Annotated in this window: 15 protein-coding genes and 1 pseudogene; 11 read left to right on the forward strand and 5 right to left on the reverse strand. The window is 46.4% G+C overall.

Annotated features, from left to right (window positions below):
• The 11 genes from E8M12_RS10110 to galE all read left to right on the forward strand — a co-directional run bounded on the left by E8M12_RS10110 (position 1) and on the right by galE (position 11,820).
• Positions 1–1,431, forward strand: coding sequence for a KpsE/RkpR family capsule polysaccharide export protein (locus E8M12_RS10110; RefSeq protein ID WP_136736029.1), 1,431 nt, complete (start codon positions 1–3; stop codon positions 1,429–1,431).
• Positions 1,432–1,521: 90 nt separating this feature from the next.
• Positions 1,522–2,670, forward strand: a complete 1,149-nt coding sequence (locus E8M12_RS10115) for a hypothetical protein (RefSeq protein ID WP_136736030.1) — start codon at positions 1,522–1,524, stop codon at positions 2,668–2,670.
• The gene (locus tag E8M12_RS10120; protein ID WP_136736031.1) at positions 2,670–3,449 is read left to right on the forward strand and encodes a hypothetical protein; all 780 of its coding nucleotides are present in this window, start codon (positions 2,670–2,672) and stop codon (positions 3,447–3,449) included. The genes E8M12_RS10115 and E8M12_RS10120 overlap by 1 nt, the downstream gene beginning before the upstream one ends.
• Positions 3,450–3,459: 10 nt before the next feature.
• On the forward strand, positions 3,460–4,482 hold the full coding sequence (locus E8M12_RS10125; protein ID WP_136736032.1) for a glycosyltransferase family 2 protein: 1,023 nt from the start codon (positions 3,460–3,462) through the stop codon (positions 4,480–4,482).
• Entirely contained in the window at positions 4,482–6,017 is a 1,536-nt protein-coding gene (locus E8M12_RS10130) for a beta-1,6-N-acetylglucosaminyltransferase (protein WP_136736033.1), read from the forward strand. The genes E8M12_RS10125 and E8M12_RS10130 overlap by 1 nt, the downstream gene beginning before the upstream one ends.
• Positions 6,018–6,122: 105 nt before the next feature.
• Entirely contained in the window at positions 6,123–7,259 is a 1,137-nt protein-coding gene (locus tag E8M12_RS10135) for a glycosyltransferase family 2 protein (RefSeq protein WP_169303110.1), read from the forward strand.
• Positions 7,252–8,205, forward strand: coding sequence for a glycosyltransferase family 2 protein (locus E8M12_RS10140; protein WP_169303111.1), 954 nt, complete (start codon positions 7,252–7,254; stop codon positions 8,203–8,205). Before E8M12_RS10135 ends, E8M12_RS10140 begins: the two co-directional genes overlap by 8 nt.
• The gene (locus E8M12_RS10145; RefSeq protein WP_136736036.1) at positions 8,198–8,995 is read left to right on the forward strand and encodes a glycosyltransferase; all 798 of its coding nucleotides are present in this window, start codon (positions 8,198–8,200) and stop codon (positions 8,993–8,995) included. Before E8M12_RS10140 ends, E8M12_RS10145 begins: the two co-directional genes overlap by 8 nt.
• Before the next feature lie 51 nt (positions 8,996–9,046).
• Positions 9,047–9,808 (forward strand): glycosyltransferase family 2 protein, encoded by a 762-nt coding sequence (locus tag E8M12_RS10150; protein ID WP_136736037.1) that lies wholly within the window; start codon positions 9,047–9,049, stop codon positions 9,806–9,808.
• Positions 9,809–9,832: 24 nt separating this feature from the next.
• A complete protein-coding gene (locus E8M12_RS10155) occupies positions 9,833–10,789 on the forward strand; it encodes a DHHA1 domain-containing protein (protein WP_136736038.1) in 957 nt (318 codons plus the stop codon).
• Between the two features lie 20 nt (positions 10,790–10,809).
• Positions 10,810–11,820, forward strand: a complete 1,011-nt coding sequence (gene galE / locus E8M12_RS10160; RefSeq protein ID WP_136736039.1) for a UDP-glucose 4-epimerase GalE — start codon at positions 10,810–10,812, stop codon at positions 11,818–11,820.
• 99 nt (positions 11,821–11,919) lie between these two features.
• On the opposite strand, the gene putP is transcribed toward galE, so the two are convergent.
• From putP to E8M12_RS16325, 5 genes and pseudogenes are all read right to left on the reverse strand, one after another.
• Positions 11,920–13,383: a sodium/proline symporter PutP gene (gene putP, locus E8M12_RS10165; protein WP_136736040.1), complete on the reverse strand. Its 1,464-nt coding sequence runs from the start codon at positions 13,381–13,383 to the stop codon at positions 11,920–11,922.
• A gap of 197 nt (positions 13,384–13,580) precedes the next feature.
• Positions 13,581–14,294 (reverse strand): DUF3379 family protein, encoded by a 714-nt coding sequence (locus tag E8M12_RS10170; protein WP_136736041.1) that lies wholly within the window; start codon positions 14,292–14,294, stop codon positions 13,581–13,583.
• On the reverse strand, positions 14,287–14,802 hold the full coding sequence (locus tag E8M12_RS10175; protein WP_246034101.1) for a sigma-70 family RNA polymerase sigma factor: 516 nt from the start codon (positions 14,800–14,802) through the stop codon (positions 14,287–14,289). The genes E8M12_RS10170 and E8M12_RS10175 overlap by 8 nt, the downstream gene beginning before the upstream one ends.
• Before the next feature lie 244 nt (positions 14,803–15,046).
• Complete coding sequence (locus E8M12_RS10180) at positions 15,047–16,687, reverse strand: BatD family protein (RefSeq protein ID WP_136736043.1); 1,641 nt, start codon at positions 16,685–16,687, stop codon at positions 15,047–15,049.
• Positions 16,681–16,989 (reverse strand): annotated as a pseudogene (locus E8M12_RS16325) (hypothetical protein); the annotation flags it as partial. The gene E8M12_RS10180 and the pseudogene E8M12_RS16325, both read right to left, overlap by 7 nt.

Below are 16,989 nucleotides of genomic sequence, written 5' to 3' on the forward strand. Positions count from 1 at the left end.
ATGAGCCAAACTGATATTGATAAATTAGAACAACGTTTTCGGGAGTTGGAGGATAAGTGGAGTGAATCTGAATGGCAGGATGCGGATTTCCTTCGGGAAAGAGCCCTGGAATTTGAAGATACCGATGTAGAACTGGCTTATCGAATCATGCAGCGGGCCCACAATCTTCGCCCCAATGGCGGATTAATCAAAAACAAGTTGCAGGAATATCGGCAACTGCTGTTAGAGCAGGGGTCACCGATTTTGATGTCATCATCGCAACCTGCAGAAAGTGCCCCTGCCGCATCAATAGCGACTGACACGGCACTGCCAGCACCGAAAACTGCAATTGAGAGGTTAATTTTCTGGTGCCAACAACCGGTTACCTTGCTGGTCGTCGTGCCCTGGTTATTACTAGCAATTTACTTCACCATTCTGGCGAGTCCCAGATATGAAAGTCACGCCCAGGTAATTGTCCGTAAACCAGATATTCAACATGGCCAGGAGCCATCTTCAGCACTATTAGGGGGCAGGACTGCAAGCGCTGCCGGCGACACGCAACTGATTCGAGCCTTTATTCATTCTCGGGATATGCTGGTGCACCTGCAAACTGAATTGGCGTTATTTGAACATTACACGGCGAGAGAGCGAGATGTGTTTTCCCGGCTTGGCAAAGATGCCAGTAACGATGAGTTCCTGGCGTTTTATGAAAAGCATATCGTTGTCGATGTTGATGAAGCCTCCTCGGTCGTGACCATAAAAACCCAGGCTTTCAGCGGTGAATACGCGCAACAGTTAAACCAGCAAATTATTGCAAAATCGGAAGATTATATTAACAGTATTGGTCAGTCTCTGGCTCGTAAACGGTTAACCTTTATCGAGGCTGAGCATAGACTCATTGAAGAACGGTTGCGCAAGGCAAAAACCGATCAACTGCGCTTTCAGCAGAAATATCGATTATTTGATCCTCAACAGGAAGCACAGGCAGTGCAACAAATTGCCTTCAACCTTGAGGAAGTACTGTCAGATAAAAAAACTCAGTTGTTGGCGTTGCAGGAATATATGCAGGAGTCTTCCCCTAAGATTCGCTCATTACAACGAGAAATAACGGCCCTGGAAAAGCAACTGGTCAGTGAAAAACAGCGGCTGATTTCACAGAAAGGGCAGCAGCAGGATATTTCCTTCGGTGAAGTTCTTGCCCGTTATTCCGCTTTTCAAATTAAAGTTGACCTGGCAATGCAGGCGTATACCTCCTCGCTGGTGTCTTTAGAGCGTTCCCGCATTGAGGCGTATCGGCAACTTCAGTACATGGTGGTCGTGGAAAGCCCGACTTTGCCGGAAGATCACAGCTATCCGGACAAGCTGTACAACTTATCCCTGGCGGCTGTGGTACTGATGATTTTATTTGGAATAGGAAAAATTCTGATAGCGACCATTAAGGAGTTGGCTTAATCCGACAGCTAAGCTATTACCGGGATATTTGCTAAGCTGATTATATTGCTTGCCGATCGAGCGTTACGGCCCTGAATAATAAATGACTCGATGATCAATACGTTATATATTCATGCCGGTTCACATAAAACTGGCTCAACATCTATCCAACGTTTTTTGCGCCTGAATGAGGATTCACTGCGCGAGGACGGCATTGCGACTCCTGGCCTGAAGGGCATCTTAAAACCCACCCCTGATCTCAATAATTACGGTCTGTTTCCACAGGCTTTTCACGCTCTTGCCAGGGTGCGCCAACCGATAGCCCTGATCTCCCGGGAAAATTTTTCCTGGGTGGACGATATTAATAAATTATTAGAATTGCGCGATGTGCTCTATCAGTATGCGCACAAAGTGAAAATTATTTTTTATCTGCGGCGACAGGATAGCCTGGCGATTTCCCAGAAACAGGAAGGGACTAAGTGGTTTGATTGTTCAATCGCTTATGGCCATGAACCAACGGCCTTGCCTGGAGAATTGTCCTCAGTGGCACGGCGTTACCTGGACTTTGAAAGTAAAATTTCGATGTGGGCGAAAGTGTTTGCTAAAGACAACATGATTCTTCGGGTATTTGAGCCTGAGCACCTGGTCGAATGCGATGTGGTAAAAGATTTTTGTCATGTACTGGGCCTTGAGACTGACTACTACCAATTTCCGGAGAAAGCCAATGAATCCTTAGGACGCATAAGCCAACTGTTTTTGCATCAAAGTCATCCGGCATTTGCTGATGGGAGCATGGCCCGGCACCGACTGATACGGGCGGTTCGTGATTTTGACAAACGAGTAACGGATGAGCAAAAACTGTTACCCGGCCGGCAACAGGCGGTGGAATTTTATCAACAATTTAAGGCTGCGAATGGCAGGTTGAATCAGGATTATCAACTCACCGAACGTGAGTATTTATTTAATGATGATTTCTCTCACTACCCGGAAACGGGAAATGGCGAGATCTTAAGCCTGACCCAGGTGAATGAGATCTATGCCGATTTATTTGCCGATTTCAGTTTTGTCGACAGTCATGAAGAAAGTGACTATAAACGCAGGCAGAGTGCCAAGCTCAGAGATATCGCCATGAGTTTGCCCGCAGCGTGTCATGACCAAAAAGTGCAATTGCTGACATTGGCTTTACAGCTAAACCCCAATGGTCATTTTATTCGTAAGCAATTAACCCAGTTAACGACGCGAACCATGGTGGAACAATAATGTTTACAAATCCATTTCGGCCAAAACTGATTCAGTGCGATGACATCGAATTATTTGTGATTTTCGGTGCGATGCGTTCAGGCTCTAACCTGCTTCAGGAAAAACTCAATTATTTTGATGATTTAATCTGCCTGGGAGAGCTGTATAACCCGTCTTTTGTTGGCGTTGACCGACCTCATATTAATAAGTTTTCTTATGCCGGATACGGGCGGAATGACCCCGAGTCACGAAAAAGCCGGCAAAAGGACCCGTTTTTGTTATTACAGCAGGTTCAGGATCAGGCCCAAAAAGAAGGAAAAATACCTGGATTTCGCCTGTTTGATGGCCACAACAAGGATGTGCGCAGGGTATTATTAAACAATCCACGGGTACGTAAAATATTACTCCAGCGAGACCTTGTTGATTCATTTGTTTCCCTGGCCCTGGCAAGGGAGTCAGGGCAGTGGGTTAAACGAGATGAAAAAGCCAACAAGGTCACCCAGGTGCACTTTGATATTGACGAGTTTGAACAATACGTGCGTAAAACTCAGCGCTATTTCGGCGCACTTAAGCAAAGACTGGACGAAACTCAGCAGCAGTATAAAGTGATCGATTATTATGATGTCCTGGATGACGAAAAAGTCGAGGAAATTGCCAAATTTGCCGGATCTACTGTCGAGATGCGAAAGCAACCGACAACCCTGCGCAAGCAAAACAAAGGAGGACTCGAACAAAAGCTATCCAACTTCGAACAGGTCAAAGATTACCTGCATGGGTTCAATCAGTCGGCCCTGGGCTAAGGAGAGATAAATGCACCCGCTATTAAATCAGCTTTTGCGGCCCTATCGTATGGTAAAACATGGCGGGCAAATCGCTCTTTACTTGCTGAAATCTTCATATTATTCCAGGCAATTGAGTGTTTTTCAGGATAATACCCAATTGATCAATCGCGGCGATATCATTTTATTTGCCACATTGCGCAATGAAGCGCATCGAATGGAATATTTTCTTGATTATTACCGCCGCCTCGGCGTTGATCATTTTATTCTGGTGGATAACGACTCGAATGACGGTTTTCGTTTCTGGGTAAAAGAACATCAGGATGTTACTGTGTTTTTCACCCGGGAGTCATATAAAGCTTCGAATTTTGGTATGCACTGGCTAAATTATTTATTGCGTAAATTTGGCTCCGGGCACTGGTGCCTGACCTGCGACCCCGATGAGTTTCTGGTCTATCCCAAGCAGGAGGAAATGGATCTCAAGCAACTTTGTCAGTACCTGCAACAAACTCATCGTCCGAGTTTCTATACCAATATGGTCGACATGTATGGCAAAGGAGCGTTAAAGGAGTGCCTCTATCAGCCTGGTAGTGATCCACTGCAAAGCCACCCATATTTTGACCGCAGTGGTTATTTTTACCGGGAAAATAAAGCCTACTCATCCCTTTGGGCTCAGGGCGGTGTAAGGTTACGCACCCTGTTCAAAGATACCCCCGAACATGGCCCGGCACTGAATAAAACGCCCTTGATTAACTGGCGCTGGTACTATGCTTACATCTCATCAATGCATATGGCAATTCCAAGAAAACTCAACAAAGGTTATCAGCAGGGACTGACTGGCGCATTATTGCACTTTAAGTTCATTGCCGAATTTGAACAAAAAATTGTCGAAGAAATGGAGCGCAAGGAGCATTACGGCGATTCGATAGAGTATAAAAAATATCAGCAGTTTTTAAAGGACTCGATGCATTTTGAACCACGCTTGTCGGTCAAATATCAAGGCTGGCAACAATTGCAGCAATTGGGGCTCATCGTTAATCAGGAGTTGATTTAATGCCTCTTGCCTATGCGATTCTCGCCCATGAACCCTTTAGCCGGTTAAGACCTCTGCTCGATTGCCTGACCGACAACGGTGATATTATCGTCCTGCACTACGATTTGGCGACCCCTCATGCTAATGATATTGAGCTGATTAAACGCTATTTCCCCAAGGTTATTTTAGCTGAGAGGGTTAGGGTCGAGTGGGGGGAATCTTCAATAGTATTCGCGACGTTAAATTGTTTACGAGCGTTACAACAAGCGGGGGCGAATTATGAATACGTCACCCTGTTAAGTGGTAGTTGTTTTCCGGTTAAAGGCAGCACCCACATCGAACAATTTCTGCATAATTTTGACGGCGCTGAATTCATTGAAGCGGTAAATGTCGAACATCAGCGCTGGATAACCGAGGGCATTCAACAGGAACGTTGGCAACTGCCCCACTGGTGTAACTGGCGACATCATCCCAAATGGTTTTCCTGGTCGATACGAATTCTATCCTGGCTTGGTGTCAAACGTCGGTTTCCGCTGGACTGCCCGGTACATATGGGATCCCAGTGGTGGACCTTAAGTCATGGAATGGTTGAGAAAATATTGACCTTGTGCGAACAGACACCAGAATTACTGACCTTTTTAAAGCATACCTGGATACCGGATGAGTTTTTTTTCCAGACATTGGTCGCTCACCTGATCAAGGATAAGTCCAATATACACCCTCCGTTGATGAACTATCGGTTTAATTGCAAAGGGATCCCAAAAACCTATTCAATCAATGACTTAAATGAATTGGTGCGGTTGCCGGAAAATAAGTGTTTCACCCGGAAAATTCAGGCCAGAGACGAGAAATTTGTCTCCCTGTTCAGACGTGTATACTTAAATCAGATGCCTGTGCCAGAGGAGATAAATATCGTCGCCCACTCAAAAGTTCCGGATAATTTGCGTTGGTACAAACGTGAGTGCTTATTTTCCGACAACCTCGACCAGCTTCCCGTTCCTTGCAGCGTTTTGATCTGGCATAAAGGAGCCGAAGGGGTTTTGCCTGGATTGTACCATGCACTGTCGCAGAATATGACCGATATGGGCGTATTCGCCAACTTATTTGCCGCCGACACTATTGGGTATGGCAAGCAACCGCCATTACCCGGCTACGAGGCGGGTGATACTTCGCTGAGGGATTATGATCGAATGGAATTTATCCAACAACTTTGTTTGCGTGACCCGAAAGGGATTGTATTTTTATATCAGTTTTCCGTGGCGGATAAATTTCTAAAGGCCATCAGCAGCGCAAGCCAGGTGCAGTTGCTGGAAGTATTTGCTGCTAACGATAACCAGATAAACGATTTTACCCGCCTGGAAAAAGAGCAGGTCGAGTCTCGCTGGCAGAAAAAACATGTCGCTCAGTTTACCAGTGACAACATTGAGGGACTTTGTAGGTGCATTACGGCTCATCAACAGGCGTCGGTGTTTTACCAGGCATTAAATGGCACTAAGGATTACTCAAAAAATGTTATCAATGGCGAGCCAGATGGCAAGGTCAAGCATACTCAGTAGTGCGATAGCGATGATTCCCAGGCCAACGCCCGTATTAGCAAGCGCACAACCGAACAGTAAAAAAACAGGCTCGGCTTAACCCATATACCGCAGGCAACTATGTCAATGAAATACCTAACCGCCGCCATCATTTCCTGGCTGTTCGCCCCCGTCGTCGAATGGCAAAGGTTACGTGCGTTGCGTTTAGCAAAAACACATTTCCAACAGTTACAACTTATTCAGGATAACTTACGACAAATTAACCATTCAAATATCCTTGTTTTTGCCACCATGTTCAATGAAGCCCATCTGTTGCCAGCATATCTTGAGCATTATCGACGGCTCGGGGTAAATCATTTTATTTTTATCGATAATGATTCAACGGATAAAAGCCTGGATCTGCTTACCGGTTGCGAAGATGTATCTGTATTTCAAACCCATAACAGCTATAAACAGGCTAACTTTGGCATGCACTGGGTCAATGCTTTGTTACGGAAGTATGGCTGCGGACATTGGTGCCTGGTATGCGATCTCGATGAATTGCTGATTTTCGAAAATGGCTCGTATCAGAGCAGTCCGACAACGAATAACCCGACACCATTAACGGCGCTAACGCAACGATTGGATAACGGTCAGCAAGAATCTTTCTATACGATGATGCTGGATATGTATCCACGGCAGATAGATGAAAGACGGCAACCGTCACCTGCAGGTGCAAAGGAGTTATTGGCATCGGCGCCATATTTCGACAAGAGAGGTTATCAGTGGCGGTTCAACAAAAAATATCGATCGCAGATGGTCCGTGGTGGGGTAAGGCAACGGCTTTTATATTCGCACGATCCGGATAAGGCTCCGGCATTGCAGAAAATTCCTCTGGTAAAATGGCAAGCATCCTACGCCTATTTGTCATCGATGCATACACTGGCACCCAGGCGGCTTAACCTTAGCTTTCAGGCTCCTGAAACCGGCGCCTTGTTACATTTTAAATTTGCGCCCGGTTTTGCGGCTAAAGTCAGCCAAGAATCAGTTCGTCAACAACATTATGACAATTCCAGTGAGTATCAGTGTTACCAAGCCTTGAATGATGCGACCGCTATGTTTGATGACGGCGTATCAATTCGTTTTGAATCCGCCAGGCAATTGGCCGATCTTGGACTGATACGTGCAGTACATCAGGTTAGTGACGAGCCAACACCAGCGACATACGCGCAAATAAAAACGAGAACGGACGCTGATGGGCCAAAGGTCACCGATAATGGCTGAGCAAAAGCAAGATAAAGCTAGCCAGTCGCCACTTATAAGCGTCATTATGCCGGTGTATAACGCTCAGGCTTATGTCAAAGAGGCCGTGTTTAGTATTCTTGAACAGAGTTTTACTGATTTTGAGGTGATCATTGTCGATGATGGCTCAACTGATGCAAGCGGCCGTATTCTTGCTGATATTGCCCGGCAAGACTCGAGAATTCATCTCTATTCCCGCACCAATCATGGCCTGATTAGCAGCCTTAATTTTGCCCTGGATAAAGCCAGGGGGCAGTACCTGGCGCGCATGGATGCCGATGATGTCAGTACACCACAGCGGCTGCAGCAGCAGTTACAATTTCTGCAACAACACCCGGATATTGCGGTACTGGGTACCGGCTATGTCTATATTGATCAACACGGACATCGTTTAGGAAAACGACATACTTGCATGTATCATGATGATATTGTCGCCAGCTTCTTTTTTGGTAATCCGATTGCTCACCCTTCGGTGATGGTGAATCGCAGATTATTGAGGCAGCCGCTGAATTACGAAGCGGATTATATCGGGGCTGAGGATTTTCAACTCTGGCTACGATTGAGTCAACAGGTACGTTTTGCCAATTTGCCAGAACCGCTGTTGTATTATCGCCTGAGCGGACAATCCCATTCTGATCACCTGCAGCAAGTCCAGCGCGACAGTGCGATTCGTGCGATCAGCAAATTTACCTTTTTAAAACTTTCGCCAGATCCCGAATCTCTGGCACAAGCCCTGTTTAATTCTGCTGGCGCGTGGCGGGATTATCCACAATTTCTTTTTGCCTGTATAAAACTGAATTTATTTAATATCAAAGCATCGGGGGTATCAGCCTGGGCATTATTAAAACGAACACTGATTGCCCAACGAAGTTATTTTCGTCGACGCTTGCGAGCATCGACGATGACGGAGGAGCGCCGCATTGAATAAGCAACCCTTGCTAACACTGGGCTTTTCTGCGACAACGACACGGCTTGAACCTTTACTGACTATGCTTGCCAGGCTTGAGCCGGACAGGCACTTTGAGGTATTGATTGTTGTCCAAGGCGAAATGGTTCATGGCAGAAATATCCCTGCCCATATTCGCGTGATCCATGATAAACGGCTGGGGCTAAGCCGCAGTCGTAATCAGGTCATTGACCATAGCAACGGTCAATACATCTGGTTTCTGGATGATGATGTCATTATTCAGCAAAATTCATTGCAAATGTTGTTAGGTGCACTGACTACGAATCAGCGTTCCCAGGCGTTGCGAGGCAGGGTTGGCTGTATTGAAAACCCAAATCGTTACTATAAATCCTATGGTGAGAACGAGCGACTAAATCGCTGGCAATTGCTACAGGCAAGCTCAATAGAGCTGGTAATCGACCGTCACTTTATCCGAGCCCATGGTATTCGCTTTAATGAGAGCCTTGGATTAGGCACGGCAATGCCTGCCACCGAAGAAGTGAATTTCCTGCTCGATATTGAACAGGCGGGAGGGACTTTAACTAACCTGAATCAGGTCCTGGCCTATCATACCTGCAACGACCAGGGACGGGTCCTGGCAAACGAAGGCATTTTCCGGGCCAGGGGAGCGACCGCATCGAGGTTTGGTTTGCTGGGAATCGCACTATTACTGCGCTGGGGCATCCGTTATTTTCTTCGCTATCGGCGCTTAAGTTATGTCAAGAGTATGATTCATGGCTATTATCAAGGATACGGGAAGCTTGTGCAGTGAAGTAACAATGGCGATGCCTTCTCAACATAATCAGATGATAAAGAACTCAATATGGCACAGCATTTAGACAAAGTTTCTATTATAATGTCGACCTTTAATTCACTGGCCTGGGTCGGTGAAGCCATTGAAAGTGTTATAGCCCAGAGCTACGGTAACTGGGAACTGCTGATTACCGACGATGCTTCCGAGGATAATACCAGGCAGTTACTCGAATTTTATGCCCAACAATATGATAATGTTTATATTTTTTTCAACGAGAAAAATATGGGGGCAGCGTACTCTCGAAACCGGGGGATAGCGAAGGCTACGGGCCGATACCTGGCATTCCTTGATGCGGATGATAGCTGGCAGCCAAATAAGCTGGCCGAGCAGGTTGAATTTATGCAGCGCTATCATATCCCACTGTCGTGTACCAGCTATCAGGTGGTAGATGAACATGGGAAAAAGCTGGGGCTGATAGACCAGCAGCCACATGGCCAGATTGATTACGATGATTTGCTGAAAAAAAGAGTGACATTTGGTTGTTCAACCGTGATTGTCGATAAAAACGAAACGGGCTACTTTTTGATGCCTGAAATGCGCACCGGCCAGGATTATGCTACCTGGCTGGGAATTATTAAAAAAACCGGGTACGCATATCACTACCCCCAGTGTTTGACGAATTATCGTATTACGCCAGGTTCAATATCGCGTAATAAGTTTCGTAAGGCGCTAAGACAATGGCAGATATACCGGCAACAGGAAAAATTAAGTTTGCGTCGATCTACTGTGTGTTTTCTAAATTACGCGTATCGGGCAATCTTTCGAAAATAGAAATAACAACTAAGGGAATAAAACATGCACTACGATGTGTTTAATGGTGATGCCGATGGTATCCTGGCGCTATTGCAATTGCGCCTGGCGGATCCCAAAGATTCAACTCTGATCACCGGGGTAAAACGCGATATCTCGTTATTGAAACAGGTTGATACGCAGCAAGCCTCTTCGGTAACCGTTCTTGATGTGTCGATGGAGAAGAACATCGATGCGCTGGAAAAGCTGCTTGAACGTCAAATACCGGTATTTTATGCGGATCATCATCGCGCGCCGGCTATCCCGCAAAGCTCATACCTGCATGCCATGATCAATACCTCACCAGACGTATGCACCGGCTTACTGGTTAATGACCATTTGAAGGGGAAATATTATCTTTGGGCGATAGCCGCTGCTTTTGGTGATAACTTAAAAGCCAGCGCATTACGTCAGGCAAAATTGCGCGGTGTTTCAGAGAGCCTTGCCGCCAATCTTGAGCAACTGGGTATCTATATTAACTACAATGGCTATGGTCGCAGTATTGAAGATTTACACTTCCACCCGGCTCAGCTTTATAAGATGTTATTGAATTTTGAAAATCCGGAGCCACTATTTACCGACAAAGAATCGATTTTCTATCAGCTACAGCAGGCTTATCATCAGGACATGGGCAGGGCAGAATCGGCTCAGGTGTTATTCAATAACGATCATTGTAAGGTCGTATGTCTTGAGGATGCCGCATGGTCTCGTCGAGTGAGTGGCGTTTTTGGTAATGATTTAGCCAATCAATCTCCTGATAAAGCCCATGCAGTGTTTACCAAAAATATCGACGACAGCTTCACGATTTCTGTGCGCGCGCCACTGAATAATAAACAGGGTGCGGATGAAATCTGCGTGCAGTTTCCAACCGGAGGCGGTCGGGCGGGTGCTGCCGGTGTTAATGCCTTACCGGCAGCTCAGCTAGAAGAGTTTATTCAGGTATTTTCAGATTACTATAAATAATATTTAAAGAAGGAAAGGACATGAGTTTATTAATTACGGGGGGCACCGGCTATATCGGCAGCCATACCGTTGTCGAATTAATTAAGGCCGATAAAGACGTTGTTATTGTTGATAATTTGAGTAACTCTTCAACACTGGTACTGGATCGAATCGAAAAAATTACCGGTCTGCGTCCGACATTCATCAAAGCGGATATTTGCGATGAAGCGGCGATGCGCCAGGTCTTCAGCGATCATGATATAGACGGCGTCATTCATTTTGCCGGATTGAAAGCGGTGGGTGAGTCGACACAAATTCCTTTGTCTTACTATCAAAACAATGTGGCTGGCACCTTGGTCTTATTGCAGGTCATGGCCGACTTTAATGTCAAAAACATGGTATTCAGCTCGTCTGCGACTGTATACGGCGAGCACAACGTTTCACCGTTACTGGAAACTATGCCAACGTCCGCTACTAACCCTTATGGGCAAACCAAATTGATGATCGAACATATCTTGTTTGATTTAGCGAAGAGCGATCCTGAATGGTCGATAATATCGTTGCGTTACTTTAACCCGATCGGCGCTCATGAAAGCGGCCTGATTGGTGAAAATCCGAACGGAATTCCGAATAACCTGCTGCCTTACGTTGCTCAGGTTGCGGTTGGCAGACTTGCTCAATTGCAGGTGTTTGGCGATGATTACGATACGGTAGATGGAACCGGAGTGCGCGACTACATTCATGTGGTGGATCTGGCTCTGGGCCACCTGAAAGCGGTTGAAGCCCTGGCGGAAAAACCCGGTTGCACGGCGATAAACCTGGGTACCGGTAATGGTACCTCGGTATTGCAAATCGTCGAGCAATTTAAAGCAATTTCAGGTGTTGATATACCTTATCAAATTGTCGAACGTCGTCCGGGCGACATTGCTACTGTGTTTGCCAATGCAAATCTAGCCAGGGAAGCCCTGGACTGGCAGGCCGAACGCGGGTTAAAAGAAATGATTGCCGATACCTGGAAGTGGCAGTCGAATAACCCGAATGGATTCGAGTAATTAGCTACTACGAAGCGATTATCATAAAAAAAGCCAGTCATCATGACTGGCTTTTTTGTGTCTTCCGCGCGCTAATTGCCGGGCATTGCTTCGGTTCTTTTAGCGGGTTAGTGTTTTAAACATTTCAGACTCAGGCGCGTTTTCACGGTGAGTGAATTTTGATACCAGGTAACCGGATAACAGCGCCAGGGTGAATCCAGGAATCATTTCATAAAGCGCAAAGAGGCCACCAAGGTGGGCAAGTTCACCCCAGACAATGACAATAACGGCACCCGTAACGATCGATGCCATGGCGCCGAAGCGGGTATAGCCCTGCCAGTACAATGCAAGGATGATAGTCGGGCCGAAGGCACTACCAAATCCAGCCCAGGCATAGCTGACCAGGCCCAGTACTGAACTTTGTGGGTCCAGGGCTATGATAGTAGCGAGTGTCGCTATTGCCAATAAAGAAAACCGTGTCAGCCATACTAATTGTCCTTCTGTGGCAGGTTTTTTACTGTATTTTTTATAAAAGTCTTCAACGATAACCGAGGAGCAGACAATTAACTGCGAATCAATGGTACTCATGATTGCCGATAGGATTGCCGCAATGATGACCCCTGCAACCCATGGATTTAATAGTGCTTTGGCAAGAAAAATAAAGACGGTTTCACTATTTTCAAGCGGCGCATCGGCGTAATAGGCGATGCCAACAAGACCCACGGCAAGGGCACCGAGCAAGGATAAAATCATCCAGCTCATCGCAATATTACGAGACGTGGGGATATCCTCAACCGAGCGAATTGCCATAAAGCGAGACAGGATATGCGGTTGACCGAAATATCCCAGGCCCCAGGCCATTAACGAGATAAACCCTATCCAGGAAAAATTCGTAAATAGCTCTGCATATTGCGGGTTGGTTGAGGTTAAAATTTGTTCGGTCTGCTGCCAGCCTCCCAGTTCCTGAATCGCTACAATCGGCAAGATAACCAGTGCCAGCAACATCAGGCAACCTTGAAAAAAGTCGGTCCAGCTAACGGCAAGAAATCCACCGAGAAAGGTATAAGAGACAATAATGATGGCGCCAAAAATTAGCGCCTGCAGGTAATTGAGCTCGAAGACTTTTTCAAACAGAATGGCTCCGCCAACCAGTCCGGAAGATACATAAAAGGTGAAAAAAATCAGAATGGTAATGGCCGATGCTAAACGTAATATGCCTGATTTATCCTGAAAACGATTTTCAAAAAATTCAGGGATGGTTAATGCATTTCCGGCCTTTTCCGTGAATCCCCGTAAGCGCGGAGCGACGATAATCCAGTTGAAAAAGGCTCCGATAAGTAGCCCGACTCCGATCCAAATCTCTCCCAGGCCGGAAAGGTAGATGGCGCCAGGTAGTCCAAGTAATAACCAGCCACTCATATCTGAAGCGCCAACGCTCAGGGCTGTGACCGCAGGACCCAGTTGCCTGCCACCAAGGATATAGTCACTCAGGGTGTTGGTTGCCCGATAGGCGAAATAGCCGATTAGTAATGTTGTTAACAGATAACCAATAAAGGTTATGATCAGGGGAAGTTCCAGTGTCATAGTTGTAATTATTTGTATCCCATATAATGCTGTGCATCCTAGCAGGGAAACGAAAAATCTACCAGCCAAATTGCCTGGCGACGGGGGAATACACCCTCTATTTCGATGGCTAGCTGTTGTGGTGCCATGAAATAAACGGGCACCCATTTCGATGTCAGAATATCGGGAGCCCTAAGAATGGTGTTGCTGAATTTCTGCTAAATCGACCACTCAATGGTGTCGTCAATTTTTTGCTGCCACTGTCCCAGCGATTCTCGTTTGTCGCCAAGAATAATGACGTCGCCTTGTTTGAACTGACGAGTTAAGCCATGAACTTTACTGTCGGCAAATTGGGGAGTATTACTGAGATGTTTGACTTTCGGGATCACAAATATGGTGACATTATCGTACTGGCCCCTGATCACCAGGTGGAGACTGTCCATACCGTCAAAATAACAGTCCTTAACGGCGATGATTGAGCCAATATCATCTTTAAACCTGACGTTCATGTCACTTGATTTGTCATTTAATGTCGCTAGGGTGATGCCTTCGCCGTCGGAATCGTCAAACTTGCCCTGTTCATGGTAATAGTGTGCTAGAGAATAATCAGCCGTGGAGCTGTAAACCGGTGACGCAGTGAAATACTGGACGCCAATACCCACAGCAAACGCGACCGATGCGGCCACGGCTAAATGCCAGCGTCGTTTTTTACTTTGTTGGCGGTGGCTATCCAGGGTCTGCCGGAGAATCAAATTACTGGCTAGGTTATCTGGCACCGAAACATGAAGAGCACTGTCCAGGCGCTTTTCAAACTGATTAATGTCGTTGAAGAATTTCTCGTTTGCCGGATGCCCGGCCATACTTTTCCTGATGTCTGCACCGGGATCTTTTGGATTCGCATATAACCGACGCCGGAATTCCAATTCATCCATTACTCTGCCCCTTAACCAATTTTTCGGAATCAATAGCTTCTTTCAACTGATTCCGGGCACGGAATAACCGCGTCATTACCGTGTTTTTATTCAAATTCAACATGCTCGCTATTTCTTCACCACTAAATCCGCCAATAACCTGTAACACTAAAGGTTCCCGATAGTCGGCTGGCAACCTGGCAATGCGTTCGCGTAACCAGTGATCTTCCAGTTGTTGCTCGGTAGATGCACTGACGTTATCGACAATACTGGGTTCTTCATAGTCGCTCATATCCAGCTGTTTGCGTTCAAATCGTCGCGCATTTTCGCGGCGCAGAATGGTGATAAGCCACGACTTAGCGGCCTTCTGGTCCTTTAAAGAATCGAGGGCACGCCATGCCCTCAGGAAGGTTTCCTGCACCAAATCTTCTGCGACATGTTGATCATGCACTAACCAAAACGCATACCGATACAGATCGGCATGAAGCGCATTGACCAAGGCTTCATATCTTTTTTGTTTACTCGCCATATCTGTAGAGACCTGAGCGGGTGAAGAATTATTTCGAAATTTTTTTGGGATCATAGAGTTAACGTAAGTTTAACACCATTTTAATATGGTGCTATTACCGTTGATGTCAGATGGCTTACGGATTTTATTTGCAGCCAACCACAAGATAACGGTTGGTTCGTAACCGTTATCTTGTGTCACCTTAACTGTACGTTACAACAGACGCTTTTGATCTGCCAATGCGGTGATTTAAGAGTAGGAACCGTTAGGGGTTCATTTGCATCTGTGGCTCAGAGGTGGGTTTGTTTTTTTGCAACGACATAATTTTGGTTAATAACGGCGAGCCGTTCCAGCTCTTACTTTCGTTGCCAAAATAACAAGCTTGTAACTGTGTAACCAGGCGTTCCAATTCCGTGTCTTCGAATGCAACTAGTACCTGGTTAATGGCGGTGATGGAGCGATCATCATACAGTTCTGCGGCCCATTCAGGTAAAACTGCCAGAGCTTTGTGCCCGTCGTTTGCTTTACAGGCTGCCATTAACTTCAGATACGGCTGGCTGCCACCGTTGGTTACAGGTAACCATTTGCTTCGCGTCGGCCAGATTGACAACCCTTTGGCTTTCATCGCGGTTATTAACCAGGCCAGGGCGGTGAGGATCCAGCCAGTTAGGAACCACCACTGCAGTGTGTTGTCTTTTTGAATAATAACCGGTGTAGGGGTATCGGTATTAACGGTGGTCGAGACTGGCGCAGAAATTGCGCCTTCAATGGTAAAAGTACGTTGCGGTAAGGTAGCGTATTCAATGCGGTTAGTTTTCGTATTCCACCATGGAATCTGCACTTGCGGAATGGTATAGGTTCCCGGCTTGGCAGGGACAATGGCAAAGTCCTGAACCTTTTGTGAGATCAATAAACCGGCCTGGACATTGGTTTGTGCCTGATCTTGATCCGGATAGATTTTTAACCCATCCGGAACCTGGAAGTTGATTTGCGGAAGTTGTTCTTCCGACAGGGCTGCGGCCGTCACGGTAACTTTGCGGGTGATTGGCTCTCCTAACGGAAACGTATCCTGATCAGGCCATTCGTCTTCAATGGTAAGAATTTCGCTTGGCAACCAGTCACCGATATATTCTTCCGGTTTTGGCTTTACCTCTACGCTTATATTCTTGCCCACGACTCTGACTGGTTTACCCTGGTCAAAGCTTGAAAATAACGCCCGGCGCTGACCAGTCACGATCTCTCCGGAAAATACCGGACTATGCAAGGTAAACTCGCCGCTGGTGTTTGGTTTTACCGAATAGGAACGTTCGATAATCCGGTAGCGTATGCCATTAATGATTTCCATGGATTCACTATCTTCACCGATTTGTTTAATCTCGGCACCCGTCATTTTGGGTTCAGTCAGAGTACCGGTTTTTAACTCCTGAGCCAGGTGCAGTTTTACGGTTAAGGTAAATTGTTGCTGCACATAGACTCGGGTGTCAGATACTTTGGTGCTGATGAAAACATCATTATCCTGTTTGGCTCGGCTATCATTGGCGGCGACGATCTCGACCTTGATAGGCTTGGAACTGACGCCATCAATGGTGAATGCCGGGATGGTATAGGTACCCGGTTTATGTGGTACCAGAACCGTAGTCCAGCGAGTCATTCGGGTTGTTTTAAAGTTGACCATACTGGTCTGGCTGCTCACCGAGGTGCGACCAACGATAAAGTCCTGATTGAGGCTGGATGGGTCGAATGCACTAGCATCGATAGAGTCATCAGCAATAACGGTTAGTACCAAAGATTCATTAACCGTGGCCGGGTTTTTATCGATGCTTGCATTTAAAGAGCTGATCGCATGAGCAAGCGGCGATACCAGGGCTAAAAGTATTAACCAGATAAAAGATGTTAGTTTTACCACTTTTCCTTCACTCCAATACTGCTGCGATTTTGGCGACGTTTACGATATTCAAGTCGCATTTTATTTCTAAGCAATAAATTTGGGTCATCGGTGACCCGGTTTAATATCTGCTGATGTTTTTGCTGTTGTTCCAGCTCCTGCTCTGTGAGCTGTGCCTGTGACTCTTTAGCCTGACCAGGCTCATCGGATTTTTCGCTTTCCGGTTCCTGTTGCTGGTAATTTGCTCCTTCAGGCTCTGCCTGAGGCTCAGACTCCTGGTTATGCTGGTCCTGATTTTGCTGGTCCTGATTTTGCTGGTCCTG

It is taken from the genome of Thalassotalea mangrovi, assembly GCF_005116735.1.
Classification (GTDB): domain Bacteria; phylum Pseudomonadota; class Gammaproteobacteria; order Enterobacterales; family Alteromonadaceae; genus Thalassotalea_A; species Thalassotalea_A mangrovi.

What these genes read in the sequence shown, in the direction of transcription:
- E8M12_RS10150 (WP_136736037.1), top strand. Translation starts at nt 9,047, where the DNA reads ATGGCACAGCATTTAGACAAAGTTTCTATTATAATGTCGACCTTTAAT.
- E8M12_RS10170 (WP_136736041.1), bottom strand. Translation starts at nt 14,294, where the DNA reads ATGGATGAATTGGAATTCCGGCGTCGGTTATATGCGAATCCAAAAGAT.
- E8M12_RS10175 (WP_246034101.1), bottom strand. Translation starts at nt 14,802, where the DNA reads ATGGCGAGTAAACAAAAAAGATATGAAGCCTTGGTCAATGCGCTTCAT.
- putP (WP_136736040.1), bottom strand. Translation starts at nt 13,383, where the DNA reads ATGACACTGGAACTTCCCCTGATCATAACCTTTATTGGTTATCTGTTA.
- E8M12_RS10140 (WP_169303111.1), top strand. Translation starts at nt 7,252, where the DNA reads ATGGCTGAGCAAAAGCAAGATAAAGCTAGCCAGTCGCCACTTATAAGC.
- E8M12_RS10120 (WP_136736031.1), top strand. Translation starts at nt 2,670, where the DNA reads ATGTTTACAAATCCATTTCGGCCAAAACTGATTCAGTGCGATGACATC.
- E8M12_RS10115 (WP_136736030.1), top strand. Translation starts at nt 1,522, where the DNA reads ATGATCAATACGTTATATATTCATGCCGGTTCACATAAAACTGGCTCA.
- E8M12_RS10110 (WP_136736029.1), top strand. Translation starts at nt 1, where the DNA reads ATGAGCCAAACTGATATTGATAAATTAGAACAACGTTTTCGGGAGTTG.
- E8M12_RS10135 (WP_169303110.1), top strand. Translation starts at nt 6,123, where the DNA reads ATGAAATACCTAACCGCCGCCATCATTTCCTGGCTGTTCGCCCCCGTC.
- E8M12_RS10155 (WP_136736038.1), top strand. Translation starts at nt 9,833, where the DNA reads ATGCACTACGATGTGTTTAATGGTGATGCCGATGGTATCCTGGCGCTA.
- galE (WP_136736039.1), top strand. Translation starts at nt 10,810, where the DNA reads ATGAGTTTATTAATTACGGGGGGCACCGGCTATATCGGCAGCCATACC.
- E8M12_RS10130 (WP_136736033.1), top strand. Translation starts at nt 4,482, where the DNA reads ATGCCTCTTGCCTATGCGATTCTCGCCCATGAACCCTTTAGCCGGTTA.
- E8M12_RS10125 (WP_136736032.1), top strand. Translation starts at nt 3,460, where the DNA reads ATGCACCCGCTATTAAATCAGCTTTTGCGGCCCTATCGTATGGTAAAA.